Annotated in this window: 12 protein-coding genes; 11 read left to right on the forward strand and 1 reads right to left on the reverse strand. The window is 60.9% G+C overall.

The window, feature by feature from the left end; genetic code table 11:
• Positions 1-162: 162 nt before the first annotated feature.
• The 11 genes from H8527_RS08110 (at position 163) to H8527_RS08160 (ending at position 19130) form a co-directional block, all read left to right on the forward strand.
• On the forward strand, positions 163-3174 hold the full coding sequence (locus H8527_RS08110) for a glycoside hydrolase N-terminal domain-containing protein (protein WP_187547223.1): 3012 nt from the start codon (positions 163-165) through the stop codon (positions 3172-3174).
• A 320-nt stretch (positions 3175-3494) separates the two neighbouring features.
• A complete protein-coding gene (locus H8527_RS08115) occupies positions 3495-6404 on the forward strand; it encodes an ATP-binding protein (protein ID WP_187547225.1) in 2910 nt (969 codons plus the stop codon).
• Between the two features lie 525 nt (positions 6405-6929).
• Positions 6930-7565 carry an outer membrane lipoprotein carrier protein LolA gene (locus H8527_RS08120; RefSeq protein WP_187547227.1) on the forward strand — a complete coding sequence of 212 codons (636 nt, stop codon included), beginning with the start codon at positions 6930-6932 and terminating at the stop codon, positions 7563-7565.
• A complete protein-coding gene (locus H8527_RS08125) occupies positions 7540-8004 on the forward strand; it encodes a hypothetical protein (protein WP_187547229.1) in 465 nt (154 codons plus the stop codon). The genes H8527_RS08120 and H8527_RS08125 overlap by 26 nt, the downstream gene beginning before the upstream one ends.
• Positions 7979-8332, forward strand: coding sequence for a hypothetical protein (locus tag H8527_RS08130; protein ID WP_187547231.1), 354 nt, complete (start codon positions 7979-7981; stop codon positions 8330-8332). The genes H8527_RS08125 and H8527_RS08130 overlap by 26 nt, the downstream gene beginning before the upstream one ends.
• Positions 8325-9782: a glycosyltransferase gene (locus H8527_RS08135; protein WP_187547233.1), complete on the forward strand. Its 1458-nt coding sequence runs from the start codon at positions 8325-8327 to the stop codon at positions 9780-9782. Before H8527_RS08130 ends, H8527_RS08135 begins: the two co-directional genes overlap by 8 nt.
• Entirely contained in the window at positions 9757-11250 is a 1494-nt protein-coding gene (locus tag H8527_RS08140) for an NAD(P)/FAD-dependent oxidoreductase (RefSeq protein WP_187547235.1), read from the forward strand. Before H8527_RS08135 ends, H8527_RS08140 begins: the two co-directional genes overlap by 26 nt.
• 28 nt (positions 11251-11278) lie before the next feature.
• Entirely contained in the window at positions 11279-12766 is a 1488-nt protein-coding gene (locus H8527_RS08145) for an NAD(P)/FAD-dependent oxidoreductase (RefSeq protein ID WP_187547237.1), read from the forward strand.
• Positions 12767-13140: 374 nt separating this feature from the next.
• Complete coding sequence (locus tag H8527_RS08150) at positions 13141-14487, forward strand: phenylacetate--CoA ligase family protein (RefSeq protein WP_187547239.1); 1347 nt, start codon at positions 13141-13143, stop codon at positions 14485-14487.
• A gap of 12 nt (positions 14488-14499) precedes the next feature.
• Complete coding sequence (locus H8527_RS08155) at positions 14500-15633, forward strand: 1-acyl-sn-glycerol-3-phosphate acyltransferase (protein WP_187547240.1); 1134 nt, start codon at positions 14500-14502, stop codon at positions 15631-15633.
• Complete coding sequence (locus H8527_RS08160; protein WP_187547242.1) at positions 15630-19130, forward strand: MMPL family transporter; 3501 nt, start codon at positions 15630-15632, stop codon at positions 19128-19130. Before H8527_RS08155 ends, H8527_RS08160 begins: the two co-directional genes overlap by 4 nt.
• Positions 19131-19518: 388 nt before the next feature.
• On the opposite strand, the gene H8527_RS08165 is transcribed toward H8527_RS08160, so the two are convergent.
• On the reverse strand, positions 19519-20751 hold the full coding sequence (locus tag H8527_RS08165; RefSeq protein WP_187547244.1) for a PepSY domain-containing protein: 1233 nt from the start codon (positions 20749-20751) through the stop codon (positions 19519-19521).
• Positions 20752-21051: the final 300 nt, after the last annotated feature.

Genomic DNA, 21051 nt, shown 5'->3' on the forward strand with positions numbered 1-21051 from the left:
ACGGAGTGTAGCGGGCTACACGACTGATGAACAAAGGCGAGATGGCGGAAAGGGGAAATAAAGAGGGTATCAAAGTAGAGAATACCCTACTCAGAAGATAGTTACGATTAATCTTGAAGACCTACTTAGGCATCGCCCCTATCCACTTCAATACTTCATTTCATGAAAAAATACTTCTCCTTACTCCTCCTTCTCCTGTGCGGATGTGTGCCCCTCATGGCACAAAGCGAGCAGCCCACGTTCAGCACAGCCGACAAACCGGTCTACTTCAACATCGTGTTCAAAACGGGCGGTTGTCGCTTGCAAGACAATGGTGTCGGTGAGTGGCTCACCATCAAAAATGCCAAGCAGAGCAGCGGCCAGCGCTTTGCCCTGATTGGCAACAAAAACAGTTTTCTCCTCCTTTCGGACAAGGGCAATTACGTCGGTCTCAAAAGCGAAGGTCAGGACCAGTTCTTCTGCGCCACGAACCAGACGGCAGCCACTGCACTGACCCTGCTGAACAGCAACGGCTATTTCGAAATTGCCAAAACCACCGACAAGACAAAAGCCATGAACCAATGGCAGGGCGCACAAGACGGCCACAAACTCGGGCTTTGGAAAACGGGTGACATCAACAACCCACTCGCCTTTGTCGACCCCAACACTGTCACCGAATATGAGGTGCAAGGGCTGAGTCAATTCACTCCCCAGCATCCGCTCACACTGTGGTACGACCGCCCCGCCACCCTCACCGGTGTGGCCAACGTTTGGATGGAATACTCCCTCCCCATCGGCAATGGTGTTTTAGGCGCCAGCCTCTTCGGCGGTGTGAAGACCGATGAAATCCAGTTCAACGAAAAGACTGTCTGGACGGGCGGCCCCAACGACATGGGCTCCTACGGAAAATACCTCAACTTCGGCAACCTCTACGTCAAGAACCTCAACGACGTCCCCTTCACCAACGGCAAGGCGGTCCACGACTACGTGCGCTTCCTCGACATCGAGCAGGGCATCGGTGGGGTGAACTTCACCGACGGAGACGGCACAGCCTACACCCGCCGTTACTTCTCCTCGCAGCCCGACGGCGTGATTGCCGTGCGCTACACGGCCAACGGTGCCAACAAGCTCCACCTCCTCTTCTCCGTCAAGGCGGGCGAAGAGACCAACGCCGGCACCCCCACTTATACCGCCGACGGCTACGGCTACTTCCAAGGCAAACTCACCACCGTCTCCCACCACCTGCGCTTCAAGGTTGTCCCCGTGGGCGGCACCCTCATCCGCAGCGACAAGGGACTTGAAGTCAAGGATGCCACAGAGGTGCTCCTCGTGCTCTGCGGCGGCACCACCTTCGACAGCAACGTAGCCGGTCGCAGCCGTGGCACCGTGGTGACGCTGGGCAACAACATCAAGAAGACGGTCGACGCTGCCGTGACCAAAGGCTGGGACAGTCTCTTGGCAGACCACGTGGCCAACTTCACTTCCTTCATGGGTCGTGTGCAGCTCAACCTTAACAACGCTGCATCGAACCGTAACACCGAAGAGCTCATCAAGTTCTACAACGCTTCGGAATCCAACAAGCAAAGCACCGACGGCATTTTCCTCGAACAACTCTACTTCAACTACGGCCGCTACCTCGCCATCTCTTCGAGTCGCGGCAACATCAACGTCCCCTCCAACCTCCAAGGTATCTGGAACAATGTAGCCAACGCTCCCTGGAACTCCGACATCCACACCAACATCAACGTGCAGATGAACTACTGGCCCGCCGAGCCCACCAACCTCAGCGACTGCCACCTGCCCTTCCTCAACTACATCATCGACAACGCCAAGTCGGCCAACTGGAAGGCAGCTGCCAAGCGCGGTGGACAAGACAAGGGTTGGACAGTGTTCACAGAATCCAACATCTTCGGCGGTATGTCCACCTGGGGCAGCAACTACTTCGTGGCCAATGCGTGGTACGCCACCCACCTCTGGCAGCACTACCGCTACACCCTCGACCGCGACTATCTCAAGCGCGCCTTCCCCGCCATGTGGGGGTCGGCTCAGTTCTGGATGGGCCGCATGATCAAGGATCGAAAGGTCAACGACGGCACATGGGTGTGCCCCGACGAGTACTCTCCCGAGCAGAACGACCACCCGAAGGAAGACGCCACGGCTCACGCTCAGCAGCTCGTCATGGACAATCTCACCAACTGCCTCTCCGCCATTGAGGTGCTCGGCACGAAAGATGCCAAAGTCACCGAAGCGGAACTGAACACCCTCAAGGACTACATCAAGAACACCGACACCGGTCTCCACCTCGAAACCTATAAAGGAGACTGGGGCAGTTGGGCCACTAACAACGGCATCAAGACCGGCGACAAGCTCCTCAAAGAGTGGAAATACACGCCTTACAGCGTTTCCAACGACAAGGGACACCGCCACATGAGCCACCTCATGTGCCTCTACCCCCTCAATCAGGTGCAGCAAGGCGACGCCTACTTCCAAGCCGCTGTCAATGCCCTCAAGCTCCGCGGTGATGCCGCTACGGGATGGTCAATGGGCTGGAAGGTCAACCTCTGGGCACGTGCCAAGGACGGCGACCACGCGCGCAAGATTATCAAGAATGCCCTGCGCCATTCCACCTCCTACGGCACCGACCAATACGCCGGTGGTATCTACTACAACCTCTACGATTCCCATGCTCCCTTCCAAATCGATGGCAATTTCGGCGTCTGCGCCGGTATCGCCGAACTTCTGATGCAGAGCCAAAACAACTTCATCGACATCCTCCCCGCCCTCCCCACGGCCTGGAAGAACGGCAGCATCAAGGGCCTCAAAGCTGTAGGCAACTTCACTGTCGACATCGAATGGCAAAACAGTAAGCCCACCAAGGTGAACATCACCAGCCACAAGGGCACACCGCTCCGTATCGCCGCTCCCGCCCTCCACGCTGTGGAAGTGAAGGTCGATGGCAAAGGCGCTGAAGTCGTGGCCGAAGAGCTCGAAGAGGGTCGCCCCGCCATCTATCGCATCAACAATGTGGCCGCAGGCAGCACCGTGAGCATCGACTTCTCCCGCCCTGCCCTGCCCACGAGCATCGGTCGCCTCGCTGCCACAGCTTCCAACCTCACCTACGACCTCGCCGGCCGCCGTGTCTCACACGATGCCCACGGTGTCCTCATCGTCGGTGGTCGCAAGGTGGTGAAGTAAACTTCCTCAGTTCTCATCATCTCTGATTTCTCATCTCTCCTTGCTCCCCAATGCAGCCCTCGTTGCATTGGGGAGTTTTCTTTCTGTCATCGGGCGCACGTTTCGCCTTCTGCTCCCATCGTCCCTCCCCGTTTTTCGGAAAGAGTTCCTGTCTCGTCCTTTTGAGAAATGGCAAGAATGATTTTTTAGCAGAAACGTGAAAGAAGGTTTTGCCATTCAGGTTCAAAAGCGTATCTTTGCGCCTATTGAAAACAAGGTCGTTGCCCAGTTCTGCCTTTCAAGACCTTGCGCATTCATCCACCTCGCTAACCCCTCTCCTGATGCCACACTTTCCTCCAACCGTCTCCAACCGCACGTTGCCCTCGGCCGGACGTTGCCTCCTGCATACTCTCCGTGTGGGAGGAGGACTGGCGTTGGCGCTGCTCTCCCTCCTTCCCACCGCCTGCAACAAGGGGACAGAGAGGGTGGAAAGTCAGGAACGGCAAAAGGTGGACAGCCTGGTACGTGTCGCCACGAGCATAGACTCTCTCGCCCGGCTGCAACGCCGCTTTGAGGCCGAGGGTAATCGATTGGGGAGCATCGTAACCTTGCGCGAATGGGGAAAAGCCTTGCGCAACGAGAGCCGATTTGACGAAGCCCTGCGCGTGCATAGCCAAGGCCTGCACGAAGCCGAGAGTCTGGGCGACACCATCGAGTGGGTGCAGGCGCTCAACAACATCGGCACCGACTATCGCCGCATGGGAGTGCTCGATGTGGCACAGGAATATCACTACAACGCGTGGAAACTCAGTGAAGAGTCCACCGACACGACCTTTCAGGCTCGCAAGAACCGTGTGGTCTCCCTCAACGGACTGGGCAACATCTATATGGCGCTGGGCAACTACGAGCGAGCCGACAGTGCACTACGCCGGGCGCTCAAGGGCGAACATGAACTGAAGAGTGCTGTGGGACAAGCCATCAACTACGCCAACCTCGGCGCTATCTTTGCCCACCGTCACCAGCTCGACTCGGCTTGGGCTTACTATCGCCACTCGATGGCGCTCAACACCGAGGCCGGCAACGAACTGGGCATTTCCCTCTGCCACACCTACTTCGGGATGCTCTATGAACAGGCCAAGGACTACGACCGCGCCACTCTCGAATACGAAACGGCCTACGGAATGATGCGCTCCTCGAAGGACGACTGGCACGCCCTCAACTCGCTCATCGCCCTGGCCGGCATTCACCTCACTACCGGGCAGACGGAGCGGGCAACGATCCATCTGGGCAAAGCCTTGCAGATGGCCGAGCGCATCAAGTCGCCCGAACATTTGGCCGACATCTACACCCTCTACTACAAGCTCCACAAGCGTCAAGGCCGGTGCAGCGCGGCCCTCGCGGCCTTCGAGAAAGCCACCGCCCTGCAAGACAGCGTGGTCGACTTGGAGAAGATGAACCGCATTCAGAACACCAGTCTAAACATCGAACGCAACCGACAGCGCCGCCAAATCGGCGAAGCACGGCACAAACTGGAAGAAGAGCGCAACACCCGCTATGTGGGCTTTGCCATCTTTGGCTTTGTGATGCTCATCCTCGCGGCCGTGCTCACCATCGTGCTCTACACCAACCGACTGCGGCGGCGCAGCCACATCGCCTTGAAGCACATGGCGGCACTGCGGGAAAACTTCTTCACCAACATCACCCACGAGTTCCGAACTCCGCTCACCGTCATCCTCGGCCTGACCCACGACCTCAAGTGCGGAAGCCCCACCGCAGCCGAAGTGCAGGAGAAGGTCGACGTCATCGAGCGGCAGGGCAACGGGCTGCTCGCCCTCATCAACCAGTTGCTCGACATCTCGAAAATCAAATCGGCCGTCGGCAACCCCGACTGGCACCGCGGCAACATCACCGCCTATCTCGCCATGCTCGTGGAGAGCTACCGCGACTATGCCCGCACCCGCCACATCGACCTCGCCTTCGCCGCCGATGGGCCGGTGGAGATGGACTTCGTGCCCGACTATGTAGCAAAGGCCATGAACAACCTTCTCTCCAACGCCTTCAAGTTTACGCCCCATCAGGGCAAAGTGAGCGTGGCCGTGAGCCGAAAGGCCGATCATCTGACCATCAGTGTGTCCGACACGGGAGCGGGCATGAGCCGCGAAATTGCCGCCCACGCGTTCGAGCCGTTCTACCAAGGGCGGGACGACGGCCGCAACGTCGGCACAGGGGTTGGACTGGCGCTGGTCAAGCAGATTGTCGATGCCATCGAAGGGCACATCACGGTCGACAGCCGTCCGGGCGAAGGCACCACCTTCTGCATCAGCCTCCCCATCCGCCGCAACGCCTCCGTCCTCCCCTCCCTCGACCTCCTCGCCCATCCGCTTCCCGAGGCCCTTCTGCCGGAAGAGCGAGAAATCCCGTCCGACACCCTCAGCGGCGATGCCGATGCCTGCCGCCTGCTCATCATCGAGGACAACGCCGACATCGCCGCCTACATCGGTGCGCAATTCCCCCAAGACTACGCCCTCGCCTATGCCGACAACGGCATCGATGGGATGGAGAAAGCCCTGCAACTCGTGCCCGATCTCATCATCACCGACCTCATGATGCCCGGCATCAACGGGCTCGAACTCTGCCGACGGGTGCGCGACAACGCCGTGCTCAACCACATTCCCATCATCGTCGTCACTGCCAAAATCTCGGAGCAGGAGCGCATCGCCGGTCTCCAAGCCGGGGCCGACGCCTATCTCGCCAAGCCCTTCAACAGCGACGAGCTCCGCACCCGTGTGGAAAAGCTCCTCGAAGGGCGCCGTCTCCTGCGGGAGAAATATCGGCTGTCGCTGGATGCCTCCACCTCGGCCGACACCTCCACCACCCCCTCCGACAAGAGCGCCGAGGCCGACCGCCTCTTCCTGAGCAAAGTGACCGACACCATCTACCTCAGCCTCAGCCACCACCGCGACATCAGCGTGGCCACGCTTGCCTCTGCCATGTGCATGAGCAGCAGTCAGCTCTATCGGAAATTGCTCGCCCTCACCGACTGCCCTCCGGCCACCTACATCCAGCAGATCAAAATCAAAAAGGCCAAACACCTCTTGGAGAGTGACCCACGCCTCACGCTCAACGAGGTGGCCGAACGCTGCGGTTTCGAGGTCTACGCCTCCTTCTCCCGCGCCTTCAAAAACGTCTGCGGCATCAGCCCCAACGACTTTCGAAGACAGCAGACCGGCGAAGCAGAAACCGCCATCTGACCACTACCAAAATGAAACAAAAAGTCGACCTCTCTTTCGGGAGGTCGACTTTTTTGATATCGCAGGAACATGTGGCACACACGTTGCTCTCCCCCTCAAGGAAATGGGCGACAGCCTCAAAGCGTTGATGCACGGAGAGGGAAGGAAAATCAAAGGAAGCGGAGAAAAAGTTGATGACAACAAAGATATTCTATAAACCAAGGTTTGGTTTATATAAACCAAAGTTTGAATTACATAAACCAAGGCTTGAATTATATAAACCAAACCTTGGTTTATAGTTTGCGACTTGTCCGCGTAAGTTTTTCTACCGAGAAAACAACTTTTCCGTAGAGGCTGAAAAACAGACTCGTCCATCGGCAGCAACTTTTTGCGGCGCGGATGGGCACTCTCGACAGCCTCATTTTCACGTCCATCTCCCATTTTCCTCCCGGCAAACCCTCCTTTTTCTCACCGCTTTTCTTAACTTTGCAGCGCTTTGGGGCGCTGCCCCACCCTTTTCCTTTTCCACCAAAGTCTCCCGACCTCATGAAGTCCCTACTCTCTCTTCTCTTTCTCGTCGCTTTCGTCCCCGTCGGACTATCCGCCCAGAAAGCTGTCGATGCCGCCGAAGCCGCACAGATGATGGCCCAAATCAACGATGCCGCGCGCACCACCACTTCTCTACAAGCCACCTTTGTGCAGACCAAATCGCTCCGCGTGCTCAACAGCCGACTCGTGGCGCGCGGCACGATGCACTACCGGCAACCGGCGCAGCTCCGTTGGACCTACACCACGCCCTACCGCTACACCTTCGTGCTCAACGGCCGAAAGGTGATGCTCAAGAGCGACAAGCAGACACAGGTGGTCGATGTGGAGCAAAACAAGGTGTTCCGCCGCATTGCGCAAATCATGATGGACAGCATGACGGGTCGCTGCCTCAACGACCGGCGCAGCTTCAAGGTGGCCATGTTCAGCGAGGGCAACCACTGGGTGGCCCGGCTCACGCCTTTGCAGAGCGAGATGAAGCAACTGTTTTCCTCCCTCAGCCTCACCTTCGATGCCCTGCGGCACATTGTGGTGCGCGTCGAGATGAAAGAGAAAACGGGCGACACCACCCTCATCGAACTTCAACAAATCAAGAAAGATGCTCCCATCGATGCCCAGCTTTTCAAAGTCGACTAAGGCGCGGATCCTACTCCTCGGGCTGCTGTTCGCTCTCGCGCTTCAGGCGCAATCCGCTATCCCCGACGCTACCCCCGACTCCACCGCTGCTCCCGACCGCTGGCGGGTGCACCTCACCTTCGACAAGGCAGCGCTGAGCGGCCTCTGCTTGGTGCGCACACTGGGCGACACGCTCGTAGGCGCCGTGGTCAACGAGTTCGGCCTGCAAGCCTTCGACTTCGTCTTCGACCGCCGGCGCGGCAAAGTGCAGCTTTCCCACCTCCTCCCGATGCTCGACCACTGGTACATCCGCCGCACCTTGCGGCGCGACCTGGCTCAGTTGCTGATCGACTACCGACCGGACGCACCGCTCCACTATCACAACGAGCGGCGCAACATCGACTATCTCTTCACCCCTCTGCCTGACGACTCGCATGAAACTGCTTCACCACCTTTTTAATCTCCTCGACGAGCGGATGGACGCTTCCACCGAGGGCCGCTTCCGTCTCCGTCTCAACGCCGAGCACCCCATCTTTGCCGCCCACTTTCCCGGACGCCCCACCCTGCCGGGCGTTTGCACCTTGCAGCTCGTGAGCGAACTGGCCGAACGGATGGCCGGTCGGCCGCTGACGTTGCGCACAGCCAAGAACGTGAAGTTTCTCGCTCCCATCCATCCCGAGGCAACGCCCGAAGTGGAAGTGCGCTTGTCGATGGACGGCGGTCGCGTCACGGCCCAAGTGGAGGACGGGCCGGTGTGCCACGCCAAACTCTCCCTGCGCTATGAATAGTCGCATCTGTGTGGTCATCCCCACGTTCAACAACGCCGCGACCCTCCCCGCTGTGCTCGATGGTGTCCTGCACCACGTGGACGACGTCATCGTGGTGGACGACGGCAGCACCGATGCCACTCCGCAGTTGCTGGCCGAGCGTTCCGGCCGGCTCGATGTGGTCACGCTCTCCCACAATCAGGGCAAAGGTGCGGCCTTAGTGGCCGGTTTCCGCCGCGCCATGGATCGCGGTTTCTCCCACGCCGTCACCCTCGACAGCGATGGCCAGCACCGCCCCGACGACCTTCCGGCATTTCTCACCGCCATCCGCCGCCATCCCGCTGCCATCATCGTGGGCAACCGTTTTGCGCCGTCGCACTTCACCGAAGAGAACGCCGCCAACATGAACACCCGCAGCAAGTTTGCCAATCGGTTGAGCAATTTCTGGTTTCGCGTCCAGACAGGCGAGGCGCTCCCCGACACCCAAACGGGCTTCCGCGCCTATCCTCTCCACCGATTGCACGGCCTACGGTGGCTCACCTCCCGCTACGAGGCCGAACTCGAACTGCTCGTCTTCGCTGCTTGGCACGATGTGCGCTTCCATGTTCTACCCGTTCGGGTCTACTATCCACCGCGCGAAGAGCGGGTGAGCCACTTTCGCCCCACGGCCGACTTTGCCCGCATCACCCTCCTCAACACCGCCCTCACCACCGCGGCCTTTGCTGCCGTATGGCCGTGGCGCTGTCTGAAGGTGTTGGCGGGCTTTGCTGTGTTGTTTCTTCTGCTCATCGTGATGCTCGTTGTGCAGGTGGGGCTGTTCCTCTTCTTCCAAAGCCACCGGGTGAGCGAACAGGAGCGCCTGGCCTACCATCGCTGCATTCAGCGCGTGAGCCGCCGATTGCTGCGCCTGCTCCCCGGGGTGAGCCACAGCGTCCTCAACCCGCGGGGCGAAACCTTTGAGCGGCCCGCCGTCGTCATCAGCAACCACCAGAGCCACCTCGACCTGCTGTGCATCATGCTCCTCACGCCGCGGCTCGTCATCCTCACCAAGCGGTGGGTATGGTTCAATCCCCTCTACGCGCTGGCCATTCGCTATGCCGAGTTTCTGCCCACGACCCACAACGTCGAGCAGAACGCTCGACGCCTGCAAGGACTGGTGGCACGCGGTTATTCGGTGATGATTTTCCCCGAAGGCACGCGCTCCGCCGACTGCGAAATCCTGCGTTTCCACCAAGGGGCGTTCCACCTCGCGCAACGCTTGGGGCTTCCCCTCCTCCCCATCTTCCTCCACGGCACCGGCCTTGTGCTGGGCAAGCGCGACCAGCGCCTGCGCTCCGGCCATATCACCATCGAAGTGGGTGAGCGCCTCCCGATCGACCAAGGCCGGTGGGGCACGACACCGCTGGCCATCGCCAAGTCCATTCGCCACCTATACATTGAGCACTATGAAGAGATGCGTCGTCATTGGTAGTGGGCTGGGCGGCCTCTCCACCGCCGTTGTGCTGGCGCGCCATGGCTGGACCGTCACCGTCTTGGAGCAAGGCACGCAGGCCGGAGGTTGCCTGCAAAGCTTTGTGCGGAAAGGCACAAAGTTCGAAACGGGGATGCACTTCATCGGGAGCGCCGACCCGGGGCAGACGCTCCACCGCCTGCTGCGCTTTCTCGGCATCGATGGCCTGCCGCTGAGCCGCCTCGACCCAACGGCCTACGATGTGGTGCGGCTCGAAGGAGAAGACTTTGCCTTTGCCAACGGGCGCGAAGCCTTTGTCGAAACCCTCGCCTGCTCCTTTCCTCACGAGCGTGACGGATTGCATCGCTACTTCGACGGGGTCGAACAGGTGGCCGCGGCCTCCTCGCTCCATTCCCTCAACGCCTCGCCCTCGGCGCTGGCCCGAAGCATGGAGATGCAGACGCGCAGTGTCAATGAGGTCGTAGCGAGCATCATCGCCGACCCTCTCTTGCAGCGTGTGCTCGTGGGCAATCTGCCACTCTATGCCGGCCGGCGCGACCGCACGCCTTTCGCCACCCACGCCTTCATCACCGACTTCTATAACAAGAGCGCATTCCGCATCGCGGGAGGCAGCGACCGCATCTGCGCGCTCCTGCTGGAACAACTCCAGCAACAGGGTGGACGCATACTGACGCGCTCACGTGCCGAACGCATCACGTGCAACGACCACCAAGCCACAGGAGTGACCACGGCCGACCACTTCTATCCGGCCGACCTCGTGGTGGCAGCCATCCATCCCCGGCGTCTGCTGGACCTCCTCCCCGACACGCCTTTGCTGCGTCCGGCCTATCGCCGCCGCATCAACGCTCTGCCCGAGACGGTGGGCAGCTTCACCGTCTACCTCCGTTTCCATCCCGACCGCCTGCCCTATCTCAATCGCAACTACTACGTCTACGACCACGGCGGACCTTGGGACTGCGAAGCCTACACTGATGCCGACTGGCCGCGCGGCTTTCTCTATCTCCACCTCTGCCACGAGGCAAATCCGCAATATGCCCAGGCGGCCGAAATCATCAGTTACCTGCGCTTCGACGACGTGGCTCGCTGGCAGGGCACGCACATCGGTCGCCGCGGACCGGACTACGAGGCGTTCAAGGATGCCCACGCCGAACGCCTCATTGCTGCGGTGGAGCGCGCCTTCCCCGGCACACGTGCCGCCATTGCCGACATCTACACCTCCTCACCGCTCACCTATCTGGACTACACCGGGACGGAGCGCGGCAGCCTTTACGGGGTGGAGAAAGACCTCACCCTCGGTGCCGCCTGCCACGTGCAGCACCGCACCCGCATCCCCAACGTCCTCCTCACGGGACAAAACGTCAATTCGCACGGCATGCTCGGCACCCTCGTGGGCACGATGGTCACGTGCAGCGACCTCATCGGTACCGAAAGACTTTACGCCGAAATCCGCGATGCCGGCCACGAATGAACCCACCCAACGAACACTTCCCCTATCCATGCAACACTTCCTCATCATCGGCGGCGGCCTCGGCGGCCTCTTCACCGCGGCATTCCTCGCCAAAGAAGGGCATCGCGTCACCGTCCTGGAAAAGAACGCCATCGCCGGCGGCGGCCTCCAATCGTTCCCCCGCTACGGCCGGCTCTTCGACACAGGGATGCACGTGGTGGGCGGTTTTCACGAAGGCGGAAGCCTCCACCGCATCTGCCGCTATCTGGGCATCCTCGATGCCCTGCGTCTGCACCCGGTCGATACCGACTGCATGGACGAAATCACCTATCTTTCCGACGGAACGACCTATCGCATTGCCGGCGGACGAGAGGGATTTGTGGAGAGTTGGGCGCGCCACTTCCCCCAAGAGCGAGGGGCGTTGCAGGCTTATGTCGATGCGCTCTATGCCTTGACCGAAGAACTTGATGCTTTCTACCTCCGCCCCGCCGGCGAAGAACTCTTTCAGCACTCCGAACCCTTCCTCTGGGCGGCCGATCGCTTCATTGCCCACTACATCACCGACCCTCGGCTGCGCGATGCCCTGGCCTACATGAACCCGATGTACGGCGGTGTGGCGGGCGAAACACCGGCTTTCGTCCACGCCCTCATCAGCGTGTTCTACCTCGAAGGCACCACGCGCTTTGCCGGTGGCAGTGTTCACATGGCCGAAGCCCTCACGCGCTGCATCGAAAGCCACGGCGGCCGCGTGCTCACCCGCGCCGAAGTGGTGCGCATCGCTGTGGAAGAGCGCGAAGTTCGGTGGGTGGAGACGCGCGACGGCACCCGACACACCGCCGACTGCTACATCTCGGCCGTCCATGCCCACGAACTGTTGCGTTTGGTGGGCGAGGGAGCTTTTCCCAAGGCCTACCGCCGCCGGCTGCTCGACCTCCCCATGAGTCCCTCTCTCTTCTGCGTCTACATCGACTTCAAGCCCGAAACTTTCCCTTACATCAACCACACCTGCTACGTGCAGCGCGACTACGGCCGACTCTGGCAACTGGCCGACTACGACGAAAGCCGCTGGCCCGAAGGCTTCCTCTACATGACACCGCCCGAAGCTGAACAAGGGCCGTGGGCCGGGCAGATGATTGTGAACACTCTGCTGCCCTACGAGGTAGTGAAGGCTTGGGAGGACACCACCACCGGTCGCCGCGGTGCCGACTACGAACACTGGAAACAGCGGCACATCGACCGCGTGCTCGACCTCCTCGAAACGCGCCATCCCGACATTCGCCACGCCATCCGCCACGTCTTTGCCGCATCCCCCCTCACCATCCGCGACTTCTACCACGCACCGCGCGGCTCGATGTATGGGTTCAGTAAAAACTGCCACGACATCGTGCGCTCGCAAGTGCCCGTTGTCACAAAGGTGCGCAACCTCCTCCTCACCGGCCAGTGCGTGGGACTCCACGGCATCTGCGGCGTCCCCCTCAACGCCATCACCACCGCCGAAGCCATCGTGGGGCGCAACACCATCGTCCGTCGGCTCTGACGCCCCTACTCCTGCTGCCACGCTGCCGACACCACCTCCTGCCGATGCTCCTCGACGGCTCTCATCGATGGTGGGCACGGCCTCCTCGTGCACGGCAGTAGTGGTTCACTCGTGTCTCCTGTCCGTCTCTCTGCCGCAATCCGCCATCGTCCCTTCGGGAAGAGACGAATGTCCCCTCGGGAAGAAACAAACGTCCCTTCGGGAAGGGACGAACGTCCCCTCGCGAAGAGACGCTCACCAGACGGCTGTGGGCGACCGCCGTCTCCCACGAGTGGGACAGCCCCTCACACCACGACCAAGCGCGTCCTGCCCATCCGCTCCACAGCGAGCTTCCGCCTCTGTTCCTCCCCTTTTCCACCTCTCATCTTTTGCCCATGCAATCTCTCGACATCGAATTTCAATCGCCTGCCGCCATCCGCGCTTTCCAGGAAGACCTTCTGCGCCGGCAGATGGCCTATCTCGCCGAACACTCTCCCTTCTACCGCCGCTTGTTTGCCGAGCACGGCATTGACCCGACTCAGGTGCGCACCCTCGACGACCTCACGCGCCTGCCCTTCACTGAGAAGGAGCACCTCCAACGCTTCAATGACGACTTCATCTGCTGCGACCGCGCCGACATCATCGACTACATCACCACTTCCGGCACCACGGGCGAGTCGGTCACCTTTGCCTGCACCGATGCCGACCTGGAGCGGCTCGCCCTCAACGAGGCCAAGTCCTTTGCCATGGCAGGCGTGGGGCGGGAGAGTATCGTCCAGCTCATGACCACGCTCGACAAGCGCTTCATGGCCGGCATGGCTTATTTTCTCGGACTTCGGCGCTTGGGGGCGGGCATCATCCGCGTGGGTAACGGCATTCCCGAGCTACAATGGGAGACTATCCGCCGCATCCACCCCGACACGCTCATGTGCGTGCCCTCCTTCATCCTGCGCCTCATCCAGTATGCCGAGGAGCACAACATCGACTACCGCCGCTGCGGCGTCCGCCGCATCATCGGCATCGGCGAGGGGCTGCGCGATCAGGACTTCCGCCTCAACCTCCTCGGCAGCCGCATCCATGAGAAGTGGCCCGAGGTGCAGCTCTTTGCCACCTATTCTTCCACGGAGATGGGTGCCACCTTCGCCGAATGTTCCGAGGGCTGCGGCGGCCATGTCCATCCGGAACTCATCATCGTCGAAATCATCGGAGAGGACAACCGCCCGGTGGCCGATGGGGAGACGGGCGAAGTGGTCGTCACCACACTGGGCGTCGAAGCCATGCCGTTACTGCGCTTCCGCACCGGCGACATGGCCAAAAAGTGTACCGAACGCTGCACCTGCGGCCGCCATGCCTACCGCCTGACGCCGCTCATCGGGCGCAAGCACAATATGATTAAACTCAAAGGAACGACCCTCTATCCGCCGGCGGTGAACGATGTGCTCGACCATGCCGACTACGTGGAGAACTATGTGGTCATCGTCCAAGATTCGGCCGCCGGCACCGACGAGGTGGTGGTGCGCATCGGGCTGCGCAAGGCTTCTCCGGAAGCCCAACGGCTGCTGGCCGCTGCCCCCGGCCACACGCCCGACCTCCTCATCAAGGACCTCAAAGACCGCTTCCGCTCCCGTCTCCGCGTGGCACCGCTGGTCGAGATTTGTCCCATCGACGAGATTGCCCACATCAACTTTCCCGCCAAGTCCCGCAAGCCGGTCAAGTTCATCGACCGCCGCACCCATCCCTAAACTCCTTCGCCCATGCTCTACCCCACCGAGTTCGACGACCTCCGCCCTTACACCGATGCCGAAATCTCCGCTGCCATGGCGCGCATCGCGGCTTCGGAATGGTTGCCGCAGTTGGCGGCGTTCGTCTTTCCCGACAAGACGCCCGAAGCCGTGGCGGCCCACTTGCTGCGCCTGAACACGATCGAAGCCTTTCAGCGCGAGGTGATGCACACGTTCAACGCTCAGGTCATCGCACGGAGCATCGACCGCTTCACCTGCGAAGGACTGCAACGGCTTTCGCCCGACACGCCCTACCTCTTCGTCTCCAACCACCGCGACATCGTGCTCGATGCCTCCCTGCTGCAATCTGCGCTGCTGGACAGCGGTTGCCCCACCGCTGAGATTACGTTCGGCGTCAACCTCATGTGCCATCCGCTGGTTGTCGACATCGGCCGGTCCAATCGGATGTTTCGTGTCGAGCGTGCGGCCGGCCTCCGCGAGTTCTACCGCCTTTCGCTCCACCTCTCGCGCTACCTTCACCACGTCATCGGTGAGCGGCGGCGGTCGGTGTGGATTGCCCAGCGCAACGGCCGCACGAAGGATGGGTGGGACGCCACCGACCACGGGTTGCTCAAGATGTTCGTCCTCGGCAGTCAAGCCCCGGCTTTGGAAGCCCTCGCCGGGCTGCACATCGTCCCGGTGGCCGTGAGCTACGAGTGGGAACCGTGCGATCTCCTCAAAGTGCGTGAAACCGCTGCTCGGCAGAATGGGCCTTACGTCAAGCAGCCGGGTGAGGACTTGCACAGCATCCTCACGGGTATCCGTCAGCCGAAGGGACACGTCCACTTTCACTTGGCGCCGCCGCTCACCGCGGAAGACTATGCGCCTTTTGCCCGGTGCTCCGAAAGCGAAGCCCTCAAAGCCGTGGCTGCACTCATCGACCGCCGTATCGCCGAGCACTACCGCATCATGCCCACCACCTACCTGGCACACGATTTGCTACACGCCGAACGGCGCTATGCCGATCGCTACACCGACGAGGTGAAGGCGCTGTTTGAAGCCCGAATGGCCACACTCGACACGCCCGACCTCCGCTCCCTTTTCCTTCACCTTTACGCTCGTCCGCTCCTGCGGCGGCGCGCCCTCCTTTCGTCCGACGCTCAATGACCGCTCTCCTGCTCCGCCTTTACGACCATCTCCATCGGCATCCCCGCCTGCGGTGGACGCTCCTCGTGCTGCTCCTGCTCTTCATGGGCGGGAGCGTGGCAACGTTGCATTTCAAGGAAGACATCACCGACTTCCTCCCGCTCTCACCACAACACCGCCGAGCGATGAGCGCCTATCAGCAACTCAACGCCTCCGACCGTATCTTGGTGGTGGCCGAAGGCGATGACCCCGATGCGATGGCCGCCGCGCTCGACCGCTTTGCCGAAGCCTTTGCTCGCGCCGACACATCGCGGATGGCCCGCCGCATCACAGCGTCCATCGACTTGGACAGTCTGATGGCCGCGGGCGACTTTGTGATGCACAACATCCCCTACTTCCTCACCGAGGCCGACTATCGACGCATGGACAGTCTGCTGGCGACACCGAATGCGGTGCGCACACAACTTGAGGCCGACCGTCAAATGCTCATGCTTCCCACCGCGGGAATGGCGCAACGCCACCTCCCGACCGATCCTTTGCAGCTCTTCTCGCCCGTCGTCGAAGAGCTGCACAACTTTCGGGCAGCGATGCACTACGACCTACGCGACGGTCACATTTTCTCGGCCGACCATCGGTTGGCACTGCTCATCATCACCTCGCGCTTCGGTGGGAACGAAACGGCCGGCAACAGTCGCTTGGTCGCCCTTGTCGAAACGGTGATGCAGCGGCTCAACACCGAGATGTCCACAGCCGCGGCTTCGGGAAGTCCGAAGGTCGTGCTGCGCCAAATCGGAGCGCCCATCATCGCAGTGGGCAACGCCGACCGCATCAAGGCCGACAGTCTGCTGACCATCAGTATCGCGGTGGTACTCATCCTCGCGCTGCTGGTCTACACCCTGCGCCGCCGGCGGCACATTTTGCTCGTCTTCGCCGCCACCGGCTTCGGATGGCTCTCCGCCCTCACCGTCCTCTCGTGGGTGAACGGCAGTGTGTCGCTCATCGTGATGGGCATCTCTTCGGTGGTAGTGGGCATCGCGGTGAACTATCCGCTGCACTTTCTCACCCACCTTCGCCACAGCGGGGCAGCACGGCGCAACCTCCGCGAACTCGTGGCACCGTTGCTCATCGGCAACGTCACCACCGTAGGAGCGTTTGCGGCTTTGCTCCCTCTGCAAGCACCGGCACTCCGTGATTTGGGGCTTTTCGCCGCTGCCATGTTGGTGGGCACCATCGTCTTCGTGATTCTCTTCCTGCCGCACCTCGTAGGGAAGGAAACAACAAGCACAACGATGACAAAGGCGGAAACGCTGACGACCTCCCCTCGGATCGGCCGATGGAAGCGGACGTTCCTTTTGGCCTTCCTTCCGCTCACGCTGTGGCTGGGCTACGGCAGTCTTTCCACCGTCTTCGACCCCGAACTGCAACACCTCAACTACCTCACCGCCGAACAGCAATCGCTGCTGCGCCGCCTCGCCCCGATGACCGTCCCCGATTCGACGCGCGAAACCCTCTACCTCACCTCTTCGGGCGCCACGCTCGACGAAGCGTTGCAGCGCGATGCCCGCCTCACGCACCGCCTCGACCGCCTCACACCGATCGGTACGCTGCGCCCCATGAGCAATGCCGAGCGCTTCCTGCCCTCCCAAGCCGAGCAACGCCGACGGATTGACCGCTGGCAGGCCTGGGTCGACAGTCGGCACGCCCTCTTGGCCGACGCCGTGCGGCAGGAAGCCGCCACACAAGGTTTTGCCGCCGACGCCTTTGCCCCTTACTTTGAACTTTTGCAAAAGTCCTACGCCCCACAATCGGCCGACTATTTCAAACCACTCACCACAACCACGCTGGCACCGCTCCTGTGCCAAACGGACGGACACCATCTCGTGACCCGCACCCTCTCTGTGCCACGAGCACAGGCCGACACCCTCTGCGAACGCATCAACAGCACCGGTGGTGAAAACTCCTTTGCGTTCCACATCCGTGGCCTGAATGCCACCCTCGCCCGCCACCTTTCAGCCGACTTCACCTACATCGGCTGGGCGTGCGGGCTCATCGTCTTCCTCTTCCTTTGGGCTTCCTTCCGCCGCTTTGAAATGGCGGTCTTTGCTTTCCTCCCGATGGCCGTCTCGTGGCTGTGGATTCTGGGCACGATGCACCTCCTCGACCTGCGGTTCAATCTGGTCAACATCATCCTTGCCACATTCATCTTCGGGCAGGGCGACGACTATTCTATCTTCATGACCGAAGGACTACTCTACGAGCGCACCTACCGCCGCCCGATGCTCGCTGCTTACAAGCGGGGCATTCTGCTCTCAGCGCTCATCATGTTCGTGGGCATGGGCGTGCTCATCCTGGCGCAACATCCCGCCCTTCGCTCGCTGGGCGCCATCACCATCGTGGGGATGGGTTGCGTGGTGGGCGTCACCTACGTGCTGCCGCCTTTCGTGTTTCGGTGGCTCACGCAAGCCGATGCGCCCTCGCCTTGGACACCGCCCATCACCCTGGGCAACGTCCTCCACACCCTCCGCCTTTGGGGCGCTCTTTGGACTTGGGTGCTCCGAACGCGATGTTCCTCAGCGGCCGATGCCGAAACGGCACGCATCCACTTGTCCACCCTTTTGAAAAAACGGCTTGCCCTTCGCTGTTGTTCTTCGACCGAAATGCCGCTCCCGGCCGATGCTCCCGCGTTGTGGATGCTCCGACCGCAATCGCCCCTCGATGCCCTCATCTTTACAGCCGGCGTCCGGCGGGCGGTGGTGGTCGCTCCTCCTCGCTCGCCGCTCCTGCACTCGTGGGTGGGTCGCTTGCTGCGGGCTTCCGGTCGTCTTCATGTGCTTCCGGCCGATGCCCACGACTTGGCCCAACGCATAGAGGCCGAGTGGCAGATGGGCAGCGCCTTCCTTCTCGACCTGCCCACGCTCACGACGACGCCCGAAGCGATGGTCGCCATGGCTGCCGAATGGCGATTGGCGTTGCACCCCGTGGCCGTTGTCGGCACGCTGCAACTGTTGCCCTTTGGCGCAGTCTATGCCCGACGAGGACAGGCTGCTGTGGCCTATGGCGCGCCCTTTTCTCCCACAGTCCCCAATGCGCAGTCCCAACTGGAAGAACATCTCGACTCGTTGCGTCAAACGGCGCTCACGGCAGCAGATTTCACCTCGGCCGTCTGCCAAACCTATGCCTATCGGGAGAGTGGACTCGAAGCGCAGGCGCGGCGTGAGCTCCGTCTTTGGCCAAGTTTGGCCGAACGTCTGCACCATACGGCAGCCGATGCGCCGATCGTCCTCACCGAGATCGGCACCGGTGCTTGCGCCCTGCAAACCGCCCTCGTCTTCTCCAATCGCTGCCTCTACGTGCTGCCCACCGACACGGAGCAGCACGCCCTTCTCGCGGCCCTCCTCCCCCTCTGCCCCACCCTCGTGCTCCTCTCGCCGCCTCCTACCGGAACGGCATCGGCCTCCGAAGCGGAACCGGTGTCTCTGCCACCGCAAGCCCGGCTCATCTCTTGCAAGGCGGACTGAACGCCGGCCATCACCGGCCGTGAGCCGCGCCCATCGTCCACGCTCACAGATTTCGTCCCTTCCCGAAGAGACGAAAACTATCTACGTGCAGAAGACGAAAAAGGTCGACCCCCTTGTGGGCTTCTTCCCCTATACATTCGTCCCCATCGCAAGCGTGAAGCGTTTTTCTCGAAAAGATAGTGGAAGAGAACAAGGAAATTATCATTGAACGTTGGAACACGTTCTTTAATGGCTACCGTATGGTCTGCACTGGGGGAGGCGTTGGATGAAGATTTGTAGTTTCCGGTTGCTCCGTAGGGATTTCTCCCCCAAAAGAAAGAGGAGGCCGCATCCGAACCCATAGGTTTTGATGCGGCCTCCTTTTTGTGTAGTCTTCTGTCTCAGTGAGTTACGCCTTCTTCTTGCGCAGGAAGGTGCGTTTTGCCCAGAGGTAATAGCCCGTCAGAGGGAGCGTGGCGCCGAAGAGGGCGGCGAGGAAGTAGAGCACTTTGCTCAGCCAGCCGCCCCAATCGCCCTTGTGGAGGGAGAGTACCCAGCCGCCGGCCTTCTGCATGCGCTCGGCGTCGGCATAGAGGTGGGGCGCGGTGATGCGGCCCGTGGCGGGGTCGAACTCGTAGGCGTCAAAGGCGCGCTGGTTGCCCCATCCGTTGAGGTCGACAAAGGCAGTGCCGTCGCCCACCTCGATGTCGCGGCAATCGGGGTTCTTTGCCGAGAGCGTGGCGTAGACTTTGTCCCACACAGCCACGGAAGCCGGCACTTGGAGGGGTTGCGCTTCGAGAGCTTCGGGTGAGGGCGTAGAAGAGGGGAAGGGTTTGCCCTTGTCGTGAGGATGGCCTTTTCCCCCGGGCTTTCCTTTGCCGTCAGGTTTGCCTTTCCCTTCAGGTTTGCCTTTCCCATTGAAGCCGCCCTTACCCTGGCCGCCGTGTCCTTTCTCTTGCGGGAGTTGCGCTCCCAGGAGGGTGTAGAAGCCTTGGCGGTACCACTCGAACGACCACGTCGGACCGGTCACGGCCATCACCAGCAGGAGGAGGAAGGCGTAGAAACCGCCGGCGCTGTGGAGCGTGTAGAAGAAGCGATGGCGCCCCTTTCCGGCAACGACTTTCAAGTTGTTGCGCAAGGCGCGGCGTGTGCGCGGCCACCAAATGAATAGGCCCGAAATCAGAACAAAGATGAACATCAGTGCGCTCACGCCCACGATGGTTTTGCCCCAAGAAAATTCACCGCGCTTGTAGTCGCTCAGCAGCCAGCGGTGGAGGGCAAACATCGTTTTGAAAAACGCCGGGCGCTGGTTGCGGCCGATGACTTCACCGGTGTAGGGATTGACGAACATCACGGCGTGGCGCGGCTGCGTGAGTCCCACCTCGGCAGTGGCGGTGGGGTCGGGATAGAGTTTGATGCCCGTGGTCTGCACGCTGTCGGGGAGGGTCTGCGCCACGTTGTGCACGAGGGTGGCGAGCGGCAGCCGCGGCCCGGTGATGCTCACGGTGTAGCGCTCGGGATGGAGCAGGCTGGTGATTTCGCTCTCAAACACGAGCATTGCGCCGGAGAAGCAGATAAGGGTCAAGACGATGCCGAAAGGCACGCTCAGCCAGAGATGGATTTTGCGGAAAGTTTTCTTCATAAGTTTGTGAAGGGGAGTTGTGTTGTGGGAGATGTGGGTGAGTTTTTGTGGTTGTTTTTGTGTCGGATGGGGAAAATGTATCGAATTGTGCGTGCAAAGGTACGACTTTCCTCCGAGACGAGGCCCAACAAAAAAGATAGGAAACCCTAAAATAAGGTCTCCTATCCTTCGGGCTCACAAGGATATCGCTGTCTTTCTCAGCCTTGGCCTGAGGTTCTCCCGACGAGTCGCCCCTTCCCGATTATCCGACATTCCTTGCACGAGACAAAGTAGCCTTTCGGAATAACAAAAATGTGAAAA

This window comes from Alloprevotella sp. Lung230 (assembly GCF_014385435.1).
Classification (GTDB): domain Bacteria; phylum Bacteroidota; class Bacteroidia; order Bacteroidales; family Bacteroidaceae; genus Alloprevotella.